Genomic DNA, 15,258 nt, shown 5'->3' with positions numbered 1-15,258 from the left:
AGTGTGTGATTGTACAAATCGCAGCGATTGTACTGAGTTATTTACTCGGTTCGATCAGCTTTAGTGTCCTCCTTGCCAAAGCGATACGGGGGATCGATATTCGTCAGCACGGAAGCGGAAACGCGGGAGCTACCAATACGTTGCGTATTTTGGGTAAAGGACCGGCAATTGCTGTTCTGTTACTTGATGTACTTAAGGGTGTTGCAGCTGTATGGATAGGAATCTGGCTGAGTGACGGATCTGCCTGGATTCCTGCACTCAGTGGTATAGCAGCCATTGCAGGACATAACTGGCCGCTTTACTTCCATTTTCGTGGAGGAAAAGGCATTGCCACAGCCATTGGTGTTCTGGTGAGTCTTGCTTTCCTACCTGCGTTATGTGCTGGGGTGATCGCCATTCTGTCTATTGTATTGACACGCTATGTTTCATTGGGGTCTCTGATTTTTGTAGCATTTACACCCATCTTTATCCTGGTATTACCCGGATATTCAATGAATATCTTCTGGGGGAGTCTGATTATTTGTCTGTTTGCGTTCTGGAGACATCGTACCAATATTGCGAAGCTCGCCAAAGGACAGGAAAATAAATTGGGATCGAAAAACCCTGGAGGGGGTAAACGAGTTGTCTAAAAAAGTTGCTGTTCTGGTCGCTGGAAGCTGGGGGACAGCTCTGGCCAGTGTACTCGCCGCCAATCAGTTGGACGTGATGATGTGGACACGTGGTGAAGACCAGGCTAACGAAATCAATAACAAGCACACCAATACTCGCTATCTTCCGGATGCGGAGCTTTCACCACGGATCCAAGCAACAACTGATATGGAAGCTGCGGTGGAAGGCGCTATAGCTGTGTTAATTGTTGCGCCTTCATCAGCCATGCGTGCAGTTACGAACCAGCTTAAGGCTTATTACAAGCCTGAGATGTTAGTCATTCATGCAACCAAAGGTTTTGAGACAGAAAGCCTCAAACGGATGTCCACAGTCATTTCAGAAGAGCTTGAATGTGAAGAAGGACGTGTGGTTGTTCTTTCTGGCCCAAGCCATGCGGAAGAAGTGGTGAAGCGTTGTCCAACGACAGTGGTTGTAGCTTCACTGGATAAGGCATCTGCCGAGTCTGCCCAAGCTTTGTTTATGAATGCCTATTTCCGGGTTTACACGAATCGGGACATGATTGGTGTTGAGCTTGCAGGCGCATTCAAAAATATCATTGCTCTTGGTGCAGGCATGTCCGATGGTCTTCAATTTGGTGATAATGCCAAAGCCGCTTTGCTAACACGAGGTCTGGCAGAGATCACACGTATTGGTGTTGAGATGGGAGCAAATCCGCTAACGTTTTCGGGACTTGCCGGCATCGGGGATCTGGTTGTAACGGCTACAAGTCAGCACAGTCGGAACTGGAGAGCAGGTTCCATGTTGGGTCAGGGACAGAAGTTGGATGATGTTCTGAAGTCTATGGGCATGGTGGTAGAAGGCATTCGAACTACGCAAGCTGCCTATTTCATCTCACAAAAATACGGTGTGCAAATGCCAATTGCGGATCAGTTATATCACGTTTTATTCCAGGAGAGACAGCCGCGTGATGCGGTTGAAGCCTTGATGGGACGTGACCCGAAGACTGAAATGGAAGTCATGAAACTTGAAACCTGGGAGCAGTGGCATTCCTGATTGTAATCAGCCTAAACGTACCTTGTGAAATAAGAAGCTTATTCACCTTTTCTGTAGCAGACTCATACTATACACATGAGTATTGCCGGAGGAGGGGAGACGAATGGGTAACAACATTTCCAAAGATGCACTGAATGCAATCAACAAGAAAACGGGTAAAACGATAACTGAAGGTGCCGTTAAGAAATTGGCAAGCACGGTGAAACCAACGACGATTCAGAATGAAGCTCAGTTGCGCCAATTGATCAAACAAGTATCCGCCATGGCGAAAGTTCCGGTATCTGAGGATACGGTTAAGGATATTGTGAGTGCGGTCAAGAAAAGCGGATTGAATCCGAGCAGTATGGAATCGTTAATGAAAATGATGATGAAAAAATAATAGATCACACCTGCATATACAGGTGATCCAGTAAGACAAAAAGACGAGTCGGCTTCTGCCGGCTTGCTTTTTTGTCTTTTTTTTGGAAAGTTGAGCTGAATTTCGTGTTATAATGGTTGCAATTGTCACAGTGTCAGTGATGAATATCGGACTGAAGGGGAGACTGCTGGATTATGAGCGCAATGGACAAGATGTGGCTGTCATTGGTGGCCATCCTCATTATGGGATTATCTGTATTCCTGATTACGTTTGCTCGTGCCAAAACAAAAGGTATTGTACGGGGGATTCTTTCTCTAATTGCATTTTTGATTATGCTGATTGGCTTTTTCGGTGGAATCGCTTCTCTGACCTGATTTCCCATGCCTGAAAGATAACATCCGCATAAGCACATCATAAGAACTGACACAATGAACACGGATGAGGGGAGTGTGAGCCTATGGGGCCGCATGATACGGAGGGTCGGACAGAGCGTTATCCGGAATTACACGCGGCTTTGCTGGAAACGGCCAAAGCCTGGAACACACAGCCACAGACATGGTTACTTGGAGGAAGTTGTGGGTTGCTGCTTCAAGGGGTGGAGTTGCAACAAGCTCCAAGAGATATTGATATCTATGCGGATGTTGCTGCTGCTAAAGAACTTCACCGTAGCGCTCCGGGGGAAATGCTTGACGAGCCTACAGTGGACAAGACAGGACCGTATGCTTCTCTGCTGAGCCACTATCAGGTGGGTGAATGTGCGCTGGAATTGGTTGGTGGTTTCGAAATATGGGCTCGCAAAAGTTGGTACCGTATCGAGATTGAACATGTACTTGCTCCACATGCACCAGTAGCACAAGTAGGTTCATATACCCTGCGACTGATGCCGCTTGCGCATGAGCTGTTGTTTAATCTGCTGCGAGGTCGTGAAGATCGTTATGTACCCATTGCGACACAGATGCGTCAGCAACCACATGCACATCAACCTATAATGATGCTGTTAAGTCAACAGAATGTATGGACAGCCCGCTTCAGAGCCGAAGTGGAAGAGCTTGTTGGCTTTGCATGGCCCCAGTAGGTTGAGGGAGGAAAATGATGGACTATAAGATAACTTTTTTACCTATGAACAAATCGATAGCGCTCAAACCAGGGGCAACACTTCTGCATGCAGCACGACGTGCTGGAGTCAAGATTACGACCCGATGTGATGGTAAAGCGGCTTGCCTGATGTGCAAAGTGAACGTGGATGAAGAACATCGGGCGGAACTGTATCCACCAACAGATGCAGAAAAGCGCAAGCTGGGTTCACTGTTGGAAGCAGGTACACGACTGTCCTGTCAGGCCAAGGTGTGTGGATCTCTATCGGTTCATGTTCCAGAGGACCCGCTGAAGGCAGCCATTCGGAAACAACTGGAACGTCAACAACAGGAAGACGACTGGTTCTGAGCGTTATGAAATTGATTCTCTAATGAGTTATTCAAGGAGGACACGAATGATTAGGAACAAGCCAAATTGTGTTGAAAGAAGCAGACGGCAGCGTCTGAAACATCAGACGGGTGGTCTGCTGTTATTCCTGTTGTTTGCTTTTACAGCAAGTGGTTGTATGTATCCATCCCAGAGCGATTCGGACCCAAAGATAGCCTATCGGGAAAGCGTGAGCCGTATCCAGAGTGCGGTCGAGGCATTCCAGAAAGATGAGGGGATTTTGCCAATCATCAATGCAGATATGGAAACGCCAAAATATGAAAAGTTCAGAGTGGATCTGCCCAAGTTGAAACAACTGGGGTATCTGGATGAAATACCAGGAACCGCTTTTGAAAGTGGTGGGAGCGCTTACTTCCTTATTCAGGACGAAGAAGTGAATCCGACCGTTAAAGTGATGGATCTTCTGACTGTACAGAAAGTAAACGATGTGCAACGAATGGTTAATCAATATAAGTCCGTACATAACAATAAGCTGCCAGGTGGGGAAGAACTGTATCCGGGGTTATATGCTGTGGATATGGAGCAGGCTGCACAGGCGGGCACACCTTCCATTACGCTGAATAGTGTATATTCAGGTCAGGCGTTACCTTTTATGATGGATGACGAAGGCAAAGTCTATGTAGATTATGCTTTTGACATTATGCAGGCAGTGGAAAAGTCTGACATGTCCCCAGCAGACACTGAAGATGTTCGCGATTTTCTGTTGGAACACTCCTACTTCGTACCCGTTAAATCGGTTCCCTATGCTTGGCAAAATAATGCGCCGATTGCCCAGCCCATAAAATAAGCATGGTTGCAATTCAAATGATTTAGGTGTAGGACCGCCATGGCTCTAATGGTTCAAAAAGAGATATTCCAAATAAGGGATATCTCTTTTTTCTTTTGTTAGTATCAGCAATAACCGTCATAAAAGCTTCACGGATCACATAAAGTAGATTGAAATAAAGACGCGCAGTCCGAGATCGGGGGATTCTCCTAATGTCATCACCATAAGATAAAAAAACAAAAATACGCGTCATATTGCCGCATACGGATACATAAGATGATACTAGTCCAATTGCATGTACGAGTTAACGCCGCTCTCGCCGGTTTCATCAGAATGCAACGTTCGGCGGCGGACGACTTCCGGGCACTCACAAAGGCGGCTCTACCGTTGCAGGGATTTCAGTCTTCTGATTGAAAAAACGAAGCGGATGCTCTTTAGCATTTTTCCTTCGGAGTAATTTAGGGAGGGGATTTCATTGGAGAAAGTGGACATTTTTAAGGACATAGCTGAGCGGACCGGAGGGGATATTTATCTCGGGGTTGTCGGCGCAGTCCGGACGGGAAAATCAACATTTATTAAACGATTCATGGAAACCATTGTATTGCCAAACATCACAAACGAGGCAGATCGTGGTCGAGCGGTGGATGAACTTCCACAGAGCGCAGCGGGGAAAACCATCATGACTACCGAACCGAAATTCGTACCTAATAACGCAGTCCAGATCAAGGTGGCAGAAGGACTCGATGTCAATGTGCGTCTTGTGGATTGTGTAGGTTACGCGGTGGAAGGAGCCAAGGGATACGAGGATGAGAATGGTCCACGCATGATCTCCACGCCTTGGTTCGAGGAACCAATTCCATTCCAGGAAGCCGCCGAGATTGGTACTCGCAAAGTTATTCAGGAGCATTCTACACTGGGTGTTGTGGTAACAACAGACGGCACAATCGCCGAAATTGCCCGCAGCTCCTATGTGGAATCTGAAGAACGGGTCATTGCGGAATTAAAAGAAGTGGGTAAACCGTTTGTCCTGGTCATCAACTCGACTCGTCCTCGCAGTGAAGAAGCCCTGCAATTACGTAGTGAGCTTGCAGCCAAATACGACATTCCGGTGATGACACTCAGTGCAGCGACCATGACGGAAGATGATGTGACGGGTGTACTTCGTGAAGTGCTCTATGAGTTCCCTGTGCATGAAGTGAATGTAAACTTGCCGAGCTGGGTTATGGTACTCAATGAGACTCACTGGCTGCGTAGCAACTACGAAAACTCCGTACGGGATACCGTTAAGGATATTCGCAGACTTCGTGACGTGGATCGGGTTGTCGCTCAGTTCATGGAATATGAATTCATTGATCGCGCAGGCCTGAGTGGCATGAATATGGGGCAGGGTGTAGCCGAAATTGACCTGTACGCGCCAGATGAACTGTATGATCAGATTCTCGTGGAAGTGGTTGGCATCGAGATTCGCGGTAAGGATCATCTGCTGCAATTGATGCAGGAATTCTCGCATGCGAAGAGGGAATATGACCGCTTCGCAGAAGCGCTGGAGATGGTCAAAACGACCGGATACGGCATTGCTGCTCCATCTCTTGCCGAGATGGCTCTGGATGAACCTGAGCTCATTCGTCAGGGCACCAAATTTGGCGTACGCTTGAAAGCAACGGCACCGTCCATTCACATGATCCGGGTTGATGTGGAATCGGAGTTCGCTCCAATCATCGGCACGGAGAAACAAAGTGAGGAACTGGTGAGATACCTGATGCAGGACTTCGAGAACGATCCGATCAAGGTATGGGATTCAGACATGTTTGGTCGTTCACTGCACTCCATCGTGCGAGAAGGTATCCAGGGCAAGATTGCCATGATGCCGGATAATGCAAGATACAAATTGCAAGAGACGCTGGGACGAATCATTAACGAAGGTTCGGGCGGCTTGATCGCCATCATTCTGTAAGACATCAAAAGACCGTAGGGGGTATCCCCTCGCGGTCTTTTTTACGTGATTTCTTTATTTTGGATGAAATGGATAGGAAGAATAGTACTTTCGAAAAAACTTAGCGAGTTTTAGCTTTAAATTGCTAAAACCCATTTACATACTAGGGATTAGCCGTTATATTAATATTCAACTATTGTGATCGAGATCACAGAGAGTGGACAGGGGGAGACAGAGATGAAAAGAAAAGAGACAAAATGGGTATGGTTGAGTGTGTTATTAGTATTTACATTGGCGCTGTCCGCTTGCGGAATTAAAAAAGAACCGGCAGCAACTCCGGCTTCGGGTGCATCAGATGATACACCAAAAACGGAAGCAGTTACAGGCCCTCTAAGCGGCAAGCGGATTGCACTTATTATGGAGTTTAATACAGGTACTTTCTCGCAGCAATATGTACAGGGTGTAAAAGAAGAAATCGAAAAATTCGGTGGAGAACTGACAACGTTTGTTGCCGATAATGACAAAGCAAAGATGGTATCCTTGCTTGATAGCGCTATTAACCAGAAATTTGATGCCATTCTCACGGATCACGGTGATTCCCTATTAGAGCCAGGTGTGAAGAAGGCAGTAGAACTGAATATTCCAGTGGTCGTGTTTGACGCAGCTATCAGTGTTCCAGGAGCCACAGTCCTGTCGCAGGATGACCAGAAGATGGCTGAACTGACGCTGGAGCAAATGAAAAAAGATATCAATGGACAAGGTAATATTGTAAAAGTATGGGTAGCTGGTTTCGCACCGATGGAACGCCGTCAGATTGCATACGGTGAATTCATGAAAGCAAATCCGGACATCAAGGAAATAGCTACATTCGGTTCTGCACAGAACCCGGCGCTGGATACTCAAGCCAAAATGGAAGCTATTCTCAAGCAGTATCCAAAAGGTGAGATTACAGCTGTATGGACTGCATGGGATGAGTTCGCCAAAGGTGCAGCCCGTGCGATTCAACAAGCTGGACGTGATGAGATCAAAGTGTATGGTATTGATATGAGTGACGAGGATCTGCAAATGATTCAGGACCCGAAAAATCCTTGGGTAGCTTCCGCTGCTGTTGATCCAACGGATATTGGTCGCGTCCAAGTACGTTATGCTTATCAGAAACTGAACGGGGACGAGACCGAAGATGCAGTTGTTCTAAACCCGGTCTATGTTCAACGTGAAGCTCTGCCAGATAAACAAATCTCCACTTCGGAGCTGTCAGAGTTCGTTGAAGGTTGGGGTGGCAGCACACAAGGAATCAAGGACTGGATGAGCGAATACGGAATTACTGCTAAATAAGCAGCGTAACGGAAGCGCGCCGCAAGGCGCGCTTTTTCAAACATAATGAAGATATGTGTGGTCTGAAAAAAGGGATGCTCCCGGAAGGGAACGATTGGAGGTTAACATCATGAGCACTGCACCGATTCTGCTTCAAATGGAACATATCCACAAGCAGTTTTCAGGTATTCCTGCACTGAAGGATGTGGATTTCTCTGTAAAAGGCGGGGAAATTCACGCGCTGCTGGGTGCCAATGGTGCCGGTAAGAGCACGTTAATGAAAATTCTGTCCGGTGCCTATCCATTGGATCAGGGTACGATTCAGTTGAGTGGACAAGCGCTTCACTTAAGTTCTCCGGGAGACGCGAAGGCAAGTGGGATTCACTGTGTCTATCAGGAAGTGGATGCTGCACTAGTGCCACAGCTGACGGCTGCGGAGAACATTATGTTGGATCAGTTGGCTTCATCTGCTGGAGGTTGGTGGAAAAGTCCACGAAAATTGCAACAGCGTGCGGTTGAGGCGTTGAAGCAATTAGGAGCAGACATATCTGTTCACCAAAAAGTGGCCGATCTGACACTTGCAGAGAAACAGATGATACTGCTGGCGCGGATTTTAATTCAGGATGCCAAAGTCATCATTTTTGACGAACCGACTGCACCGCTGAGTCAGGAAGAAACGGATGCATTTTTCCGAATTGTTCATCTGCTGAAGGATCGGGGTGTAGCTTGTATTTTCATTACCCATCGCCTTGCTGAAGTGACGGGTCACTGTGATCGCGTTACGGTTATGAGAGATGGGCAACACGTATTTACCGGTGATGCAAAGGGACTGACGATCAATGATTTGGTTACACAGATGCTGGGCAAACCATTCGAAGAAGAGTTTCCGAAGACGGAAGCGCCCTTGGGAGAGCTGTTATTGGAGGCACGTGGGCTTCGTCGTGGAGTGAAAGTCAAAGGTGTTAACCTCTCTGTACGCCGAGGTGAAGTCCTCGCTGTGGTGGGTCTGGTAGGCGCGGGTAAAACGGAAAGCTCTCGTTTGCTGATTGGTGCAGATCGGCTGGAGGGAGGCGAGATCCGGCTTAACAACCGTAATCTCCGCCTGTCTCAGCCTGCGGATGCGGCGGCTCTGGGGATCGTTTCTGTACCGGAGGAGCGACGTAAACAGGGAATCCTGATCCAGGAGAACGTGGAACGGAATTTAAGTCTGCCTTTGCTAAGCCGTCTTAGTACATTAGGTTTCGTAAGTCGCAAGCGGGAACGTCTGAATGCAGAGTCATTGGTGAAACAGCTTGGGATTAAAACATCGTCCGTGAAACAGGAAGTGAAATATCTAAGCGGTGGTAATCAGCAGAAGGTTGCCATTGGTAAATGGCTTAATGCGGATGCGGATGTATTTATATTTGATGAGCCAACCAAAGGCGTAGATATTGGGGCAAAAAGTGACATTTTCCGCATCATCAATGAACTGGCTTTGGCGGGCAAGGGTGTAATCTATTTCACCTGTGAACTGGATGAAGGCATGGGAATTGGCGACCGAATCGCTGTCATGTGCGAGGGTGTTATCGTAAAAGAGTTCAAACGAGGCGAGACTAACCAAGAACAGCTGCTATACTATGCAAGCGGTGGACAAGAGGTGCAATCATGAAGGATAAATCACTGGATTTTGCGTTCCGTTACGGGGCGATTATAGTCATCATAGGTGTTATTGCATTTTTCGGCATTAAATTGCCTTATTTCTTTACGTACAGTAACTTGACTGATATTTTGGGCTCAATCTCTATCGTTACGTTTGTAGCGATCGGTGTTACATTATCTCTCATTGTTGATGGATTTGATCTCTCGGTTGGGGCGACTGTCTCATTAACTACCGTCGTTACTGCTTCGTTAATGATTTGGTATCAACAACCACTGGCAATTGTAATTATTGTGCCACTAATCATTGGAGCTGTTATTGGTTTACTGAATGCTTTGCTCATTGTAAAATTGCGTATTCCGGATTTGCTCGCCACCCTTGCCACGATGTACATCATCGGAGGTATTCACAAAACGTATGCACAGGGATATACCATTTACAATCACATGCAGTTCCCTGATGGGAGTAAAGCTGCGGGAGAGATGGACCCGACATTCCTGCTTATAGGGCAGGGTAAATGGCTGGGTATGCCTATATCAGTTATCATGCTACTTATTGCGGTAATAGGTGTGCATATCTTTTTGACGTATACGAAATATGGTCGCCAGATGTACATTACAGGTGGTAATGAGGAAGCTGCACGGTTGTCTGGAATCAAGGTGAAAAAGGTGCGTACACTCGCCTATGTAGCCGCTGGAGTGTTTGCAGCAATTGGTGGTATCATCTATGCTTCCAAAGTAGGATCTGGTCAAATTGATGCGGGATCACCGTTGTTAATGGAATCCGTAGCTGCAGTATTTGTCGGTTTCTCTGTGTTTGGCGCGGGTAAACCAAATGTCATCGGAACCTTCATCGGTTCGGTTCTGATTGGTGTACTTGTGAACGGTTTAACAATGATGAACGTACAGTATTTCACACATGATATTGTAAAAGGTGGGGTTCTTGTGCTTGCCCTGGCGGTTACATTTTACGTCTTAAACCGCAACCGGACTTGAAATTGTGGGCTGTCTGTATTAGTATGAAATTTGTTCGGCGTCTGAAATGCCCGTGGTTTCAGACGACATTCTGCCGAAAATGACTGTTGACCGCAGGCGGAGATTTGTGTTCAGCGCTCAAGATGTACGTAGATTTTTTGCGTATGAACGTATATTTCGCTATAAAACGGAAACACAGTATAACATTCAGGACATTGATACAGGAGGTGAAAAACAAATGAACAAATCAGACTTGATTACACACGTATCTGAAGCGACTGAATTGTCCAAGAAAGATGTAACGAAAGCGGTTGATGCCGTATTCGAAGCAATCTCTGAGGCTCTTCAAAGCGGAGATAAAGTACAATTGGTTGGTTTTGGGAACTTCGAAGTTCGCGAGCGCTCTGCACGTAAAGGACGCAACCCGCAAACAGGTGAAGAAATCGAAATTCCTGCGAGCAAAATTCCTGCATTCAAACCAGGTAAAGCGCTCAAAGACGGAATTAAATAAGATTTCTACATATTCCATATGTCGACAAAAAGACCGTGACTTGTTCACGGCCTTTTCTTTTGCCCTTTAACGATGATTCTTGCGGCTATCCGAGTGCTCAGGATCCTCCGGTTGCCCAATATAAGCAACCAGAATCAGTTCTTCGCCCGCAGCTGCAGACAGATGCTGTTCGATTTCTTTTAACTGATGAATATGCTCGTCTGTAAGTGCGGCAGGGGTGTACTTCATGCAAATTCTCCTTTCTGTAGCTGTATAACTGTAGTATGACCCTAGGGTAGCCGATTCTTGCGGTTCATTCGTATAAGGCGCAGGTTGACAAATGAAACAATCTTAATCATCATTAACGCTATCGAACTAAAGAAGGGGACATGCGTGATGGATCATCCAACCGGCAATGATTATATTGTAATTAAGGCAGAGGAAAATGGTGTCCAGGTGATCGGATTAACCCGAGGTCAGGATACACGTTTTCACCACACCGAGAAATTGGACAAGGGTGAAGTGATGTTTGCCCAATTTACCACTCATACCTCAGCTATTAAAATCCGGGGCAAAGCCACGCTGATTACCAAGCATGGACAGATTGAATCGGAGTAATGGACAGATTGAATACATTCAAATGAAGATTGCAGGCATAGCCTGCTTTTTTTCATTGTACAATGAGGTATGAGCCTTTACCGGACAGACTACACTAACAGGTAAAGGCAGGGAGGCGTATATGAAACCGCGGATGATTGTTACTGCTTCAATGCTGGCAACGGTTGCGGCGGTCTTTCTGCTTGTTGCGATACAAACCTTACATATGCGTACATGGGGTGGGGACAACGTACAGCCTGCCTCTGCATCACATCATCCAGTTCAGCTAACGAATGACAATCTGGTTGATGTGCTAAGTTCCATGCAACTATCAACTCCCATTGCAAGAGTGGAATGGAAACAGTCCATTTTGACGTTGGACCTCAAAGTTAAAGGAACGGGTACAAGTTACACTGAAATCTATGAGAACATGGCAGCTGTGGCGGATCTGGGCTTTCGGAGTCTGGATAACGTGGATCAGGTGCTGCTACGTGTGATGGCAGAAGATGAATGGATGCATAAACGACATCTGTTACTTGCTGCTGATATTCGGCGTGGAGAGTGGCCTCTGTATGCGATTGAAACATTACGGAACTGGAAAAGTGCGGCCTTTTCAGATGAATTGAAGGACTGGTTTCATTTGATGGAGACCGAACTCTGGAAGAAGCAATTCGAAATGACAAGTCAGGGGTAATAGAATAGCAGGATTCAGTGCGTGCCCGTTCAACATATGCTATAATATATAAGATTGTAGTGCAGAAATGGTTTAACAATGTTAAGGCTCGGAGGCTGAGAATGAATTCATATCGCGTACCCCAACTAGCAAAGAAATATACGGATTACGACATGATTCGACAACATACGGAAATCCCATCATTTCCGGATAGCCGGGCACGTCTGCTGCAGGTATTTGTGGGCCGCACAGACGAAAAGGTGCATCAAGAGTTATATGCTCTTGCAACTTCGCTCGTTCAGTTGGCCATGGATACGCATGATCGAATCGATACGATTTCCGGTGAGCGGAGAGAGCAGGAGATGCGTTCACGCCAGTTGAATGTACTCGCCGGGGATTATTTAAGTAGCCGTTTTTACCAATTGCTTGCCCAGGCGGGCAGAATTGAAATGATTGGCAAACTCAGTGGTGCTGTATCCGGAGTGAACGCACGCAAGATGACGCTGTATGAACGGATGAAGAAGCTTCTCGTTTCGGCTGACGAATACTTGCGTGAAACGGTACAGCTGAGGATGCAGCTGTTTCTTTCATTTACAGGCATGATTCGAGATAACGAAGAGTCATTATGGAACAGCCTGTTGACCGAATTCAGCTCCTGCGAAACGATCGTGGAAGAACTGAAGCGGATGAATGACGCAAAACAATATCTTCACAGCTATGCATATTGGCACATATACGAGCATGGTAATGACGATGAGCGCAGTGTGCTACGTCAGTCTGAACCGGATGCACGTGTATGGAACGCTATGGTGCTGAAGCATAGGGTTGGCGAGGTTTTGCTGGACAAGCTTCGCGAGTGTACACACCGCATTCAACTGTTGTTGCAAGACGAGGAAGGGCGGATGGGCTTGCATGAGATACATGCAATTCTAGATCCTTACTTGGCATATTTGCAGCCTTCACATGCGGCAGTAAGGGAAGATTGAGGGGGAGACAGACGAATGGGGAGCGGAGAGACCAAACCGAAAGAAGAATATGTCCATTCGGTTTTTCAGAGTATAGCCGGAAAATATGATGTCATGAATGATATTCTAAGTTTCCGCAGGCATAAGGCTTGGCGTAAATTCACCATGAAAAAGATGAATATGTCCAAAGGCGATACCGGTCTTGATTTGTGTTGCGGCACATGTGACTGGACGCTTGCTATGGCAGAGGCAAGTGAAACGGGGCACATGCACGGACTTGATTTCAGCAGCAATATGCTGGAAGTTGGTCAGACAAAGATCAATGCGGTGCAACGTCAAAAGCAGATTACCCTGACACAGGGAAATGCCATGTCACTTCCTTATGAAGACAATTCATTTGATTATGTGACGATCGGGTTCGGGCTGCGTAACGTACCTGATCTCAGACAAGTGTTGTCTGAAATGAAACGTGTGGTCAAGCCGGGCGGTATGGTTGTGTGCCTGGAATTGTCCAAGCCAACATGGCAGCCGTTCAAAGGCATTTATTATTTTTATTTTGAGAAGGTTTTACCGAATCTTGCCAAAGTGTTTGCTAAAAGTTTTGAGCAGTACAAATGGCTGCCGGACTCACTGGCCATTTTTCCGGGAAGGCAGGAACTGGCAGATATTTTTGCAGAAACTGGATTACAACAAGTGCAGGCCTACCCTCTGACCGGAGGTATAGCGGCACTGCATATTGGAACCAAGGAGAATCAGCATGTTTAGGAAAATTCGCATCTTTTTAGAAATGATCAAGATTGAACACACGCTTTTTGCTTTACCTTTTGCATTTATGGGGGCCATTCTCGGCTCCATGGTAGTGAATGATACCTTCCCAAGCTGGATGCAGATCATGTGGGTATTGCTTGCGATGGTCGGCGCACGTAGTGCAGCTTTTGGTTTGAACCGAATTATTGACCAAGCGATTGATGGCAAAAATCCGCGTACCGCGATGAGAGCCATCCCGGCAGGACTGTTGAAAAATGGGGAAGTTGTTATATTTGTCATTATCTCATTTATATTGTTATTCTGGGCCTCATCCAATCTTAATGTATTATCCATGCAGCTGTTGCCTATTGCTGTGTTTATGTTGGTACTGTATTCGTACACCAAACGATTCACATGGTTATGCCACGTCGTTCTCGGAATGACGATTGGTTTGGCACCACTTGGTGGCTGGGTAGCTGTAACAGGAACGATGGATTGGACAGCGATTGTGCTGTACGTTACGATTGTGTTCTGGACAGCGGGCTTTGATATTATCTATGCATGTCAGGATCTGGAGTTCGATCAGGGAGAGGGGCTTCACTCCATACCTTCCCGTTTTGGCCTGGTTAAATCCTTGCAGATCGCCAAGTTCTTCCATGTGATTACTGCAATTGGTTTTCTTGCGTTATTGTTGATGACAGATCTGAGCTGGTGGTATGGCGCAGGCATGTTGGTGACGTATGGAATTCTGTTCTATCAACACTATATCGTATCGCCTAATGATATGAGCCGTGTTCAAACGGCGTTTTTTACCATGAACAGTTTGCTTAGTATAATCGTATTTACGTTCACTCTTATTGATCTGGCGGTGAAATAAATGGTGCAGCAGCCGGACAATAAACGACTGGTTGTCGGAATTACCGGAGCGAGTGGCAGCATATATGGCATTCGATTAATTGAAACGCTGCTTGATTTGGAATATAACGTTCATCTGGTCATATCCAATGCAGGGTGGCGTGTACTGAAAGAAGAATTGGACTGGGATGTGACGAATCGGGACGCGGTGCTGGAAGAAAAATTCGGCAACCGTGCCGGTTCTCTGATCTATCATCCTGTGAGTGATATAGGGGCCTCCATTGCAAGTGGTTCTTATCTGGCCGACGGCATGATTATCATGCCATGTTCTATGGGAACTCTTTCGTCCATCGCGCAGGGATCGTCGGATAATCTGATGTCTCGCGCAGCCGATGTTATGATGAAAGAGGGAAGAACATTGATCCTCGTACCACGTGAGACGCCTCTTCATGCAATCCATCTGGAAAACATGCTGAAGCTTTCTCGTCTTGGTGTACGAATGATACCGGCTATGCCTGCTTTTTATTACAAACCTCAAACTATGGATGAGTTGATTCTATTTTTGGTGGGGAAAGTGCTGGATAGCTTGCGCATCCCACATCAACTGTTTACAAGATGGGGAGAACCGGATGAACGGGGATAACGACTGAGTTCGATACAAGGCTGTTTTTTGCCAAAGTGTTGCTCGGTTTATTTGTCCCCCGAATCCCGGGGTATTGGTGAGTGCTGATGGTGAGTCTTCATGAACCACAGTCTTGACCCATGCTCCGGCAACTTCTGTATTTTGTTTCAGAACAAGTCGCAGA

The 15,258-nt window shown here is 46.5% G+C and carries 19 protein-coding genes; 18 read left to right on the top strand and 1 reads right to left on the bottom strand.

From position 1 onward, the window contains the following. Window positions 1-5 precede the first annotated feature (5 nt). The 12 genes from plsY (at window position 6) to NZ043_RS29195 (ending at window position 10,636) form a co-directional block, all read left to right on the top strand. A complete protein-coding gene (gene plsY / locus NZ043_RS29250) occupies window positions 6-629 on the top strand; it encodes a glycerol-3-phosphate 1-O-acyltransferase PlsY (protein ID WP_339309911.1) in 624 nt (207 codons plus the stop codon). Further along, window positions 622-1,662, top strand: coding sequence for an NAD(P)H-dependent glycerol-3-phosphate dehydrogenase (locus tag NZ043_RS29245; protein ID WP_036607707.1), 1,041 nt, complete (start codon window positions 622-624; stop codon window positions 1,660-1,662). Before plsY ends, NZ043_RS29245 begins: the two co-directional genes overlap by 8 nt. Window positions 1,663-1,765: 103 nt before the next feature. Then, window positions 1,766-2,041, top strand: a complete 276-nt coding sequence (locus NZ043_RS29240) for a stage VI sporulation protein F (RefSeq protein WP_017687687.1) — start codon at window positions 1,766-1,768, stop codon at window positions 2,039-2,041. Between the two features lie 173 nt (window positions 2,042-2,214). Beyond that, window positions 2,215-2,394, top strand: coding sequence for a DUF2768 family protein (locus NZ043_RS29235; protein ID WP_017687688.1), 180 nt, complete (start codon window positions 2,215-2,217; stop codon window positions 2,392-2,394). Window positions 2,395-2,477: 83 nt separating this feature from the next. Continuing rightward, the gene (locus tag NZ043_RS29230) at window positions 2,478-3,095 is read left to right on the top strand and encodes a hypothetical protein (RefSeq protein WP_091028916.1); all 618 of its coding nucleotides are present in this window, start codon (window positions 2,478-2,480) and stop codon (window positions 3,093-3,095) included. 17 nt (window positions 3,096-3,112) lie between these two features. Then, window positions 3,113-3,463, top strand: coding sequence for a 2Fe-2S iron-sulfur cluster-binding protein (locus NZ043_RS29225; protein WP_091028919.1), 351 nt, complete (start codon window positions 3,113-3,115; stop codon window positions 3,461-3,463). 46 nt (window positions 3,464-3,509) lie between these two features. Further along, window positions 3,510-4,289, top strand: a complete 780-nt coding sequence (locus NZ043_RS29220) for a hypothetical protein (protein WP_339309910.1) — start codon at window positions 3,510-3,512, stop codon at window positions 4,287-4,289. A 454-nt stretch (window positions 4,290-4,743) separates the two neighbouring features. Further along, complete coding sequence (spoIVA, locus tag NZ043_RS29215; RefSeq protein WP_036607700.1) at window positions 4,744-6,222, top strand: stage IV sporulation protein A; 1,479 nt, start codon at window positions 4,744-4,746, stop codon at window positions 6,220-6,222. A gap of 216 nt (window positions 6,223-6,438) precedes the next feature. After that, window positions 6,439-7,536, top strand: a complete 1,098-nt coding sequence (locus NZ043_RS29210) for a sugar ABC transporter substrate-binding protein (protein ID WP_133385344.1) — start codon at window positions 6,439-6,441, stop codon at window positions 7,534-7,536. Window positions 7,537-7,645: 109 nt separating this feature from the next. Next, the gene (locus tag NZ043_RS29205) at window positions 7,646-9,163 is read left to right on the top strand and encodes a sugar ABC transporter ATP-binding protein (protein ID WP_133385343.1); all 1,518 of its coding nucleotides are present in this window, start codon (window positions 7,646-7,648) and stop codon (window positions 9,161-9,163) included. After that, window positions 9,160-10,146, top strand: coding sequence for an ABC transporter permease (locus NZ043_RS29200; protein WP_017687695.1), 987 nt, complete (start codon window positions 9,160-9,162; stop codon window positions 10,144-10,146). The genes NZ043_RS29205 and NZ043_RS29200 overlap by 4 nt, the downstream gene beginning before the upstream one ends. Window positions 10,147-10,363: 217 nt before the next feature. Beyond that, window positions 10,364-10,636 (top strand): HU family DNA-binding protein, encoded by a 273-nt coding sequence (locus NZ043_RS29195; RefSeq protein WP_024630670.1) that lies wholly within the window; start codon window positions 10,364-10,366, stop codon window positions 10,634-10,636. 66 nt (window positions 10,637-10,702) lie between these two features. Here NZ043_RS29195 and NZ043_RS29190 read toward each other — a convergent pair whose 3' ends face one another. After that, window positions 10,703-10,864 carry a hypothetical protein gene (locus NZ043_RS29190; protein WP_165980214.1) on the bottom strand — a complete coding sequence of 54 codons (162 nt, stop codon included), beginning with the start codon at window positions 10,862-10,864 and terminating at the stop codon, window positions 10,703-10,705. Window positions 10,865-11,011: 147 nt separating this feature from the next. On the opposite strand from NZ043_RS29190, the gene mtrB reads away from it, so the two are divergent. The 6 genes from mtrB to NZ043_RS29160 all read left to right on the top strand — a co-directional run bounded on the left by mtrB (window position 11,012) and on the right by NZ043_RS29160 (window position 15,095). Then, entirely contained in the window at window positions 11,012-11,233 is a 222-nt protein-coding gene (gene mtrB, locus NZ043_RS29185) for a trp RNA-binding attenuation protein MtrB (RefSeq protein WP_017687697.1), read from the top strand. Between the two features lie 121 nt (window positions 11,234-11,354). After that, window positions 11,355-11,906, top strand: a complete 552-nt coding sequence (locus NZ043_RS29180; protein ID WP_076209915.1) for a hypothetical protein — start codon at window positions 11,355-11,357, stop codon at window positions 11,904-11,906. 101 nt (window positions 11,907-12,007) lie between these two features. Next, on the top strand, window positions 12,008-12,871 hold the full coding sequence (locus tag NZ043_RS29175) for a heptaprenyl diphosphate synthase component 1 (protein WP_133385342.1): 864 nt from the start codon (window positions 12,008-12,010) through the stop codon (window positions 12,869-12,871). A 15-nt stretch (window positions 12,872-12,886) separates the two neighbouring features. Further along, window positions 12,887-13,615, top strand: coding sequence for a demethylmenaquinone methyltransferase (locus tag NZ043_RS29170; protein WP_017687700.1), 729 nt, complete (start codon window positions 12,887-12,889; stop codon window positions 13,613-13,615). Then, window positions 13,608-14,474, top strand: coding sequence for a UbiA-like polyprenyltransferase (locus tag NZ043_RS29165; protein WP_091028934.1), 867 nt, complete (start codon window positions 13,608-13,610; stop codon window positions 14,472-14,474). Before NZ043_RS29170 ends, NZ043_RS29165 begins: the two co-directional genes overlap by 8 nt. Continuing rightward, window positions 14,475-15,095, top strand: a complete 621-nt coding sequence (locus tag NZ043_RS29160; RefSeq protein WP_017687702.1) for a flavin prenyltransferase UbiX — start codon at window positions 14,475-14,477, stop codon at window positions 15,093-15,095. Window positions 15,096-15,258: the final 163 nt, after the last annotated feature.

Source organism: Paenibacillus sp. FSL k6-2145, from assembly GCF_037976585.1.
Taxonomy (GTDB): Bacteria; Bacillota; Bacilli; order Paenibacillales; family Paenibacillaceae; genus Paenibacillus.
The sequence above is the reverse complement of the archived record's forward strand: the minus strand, read 5'-3'. Positions and strand labels throughout refer to the sequence as shown.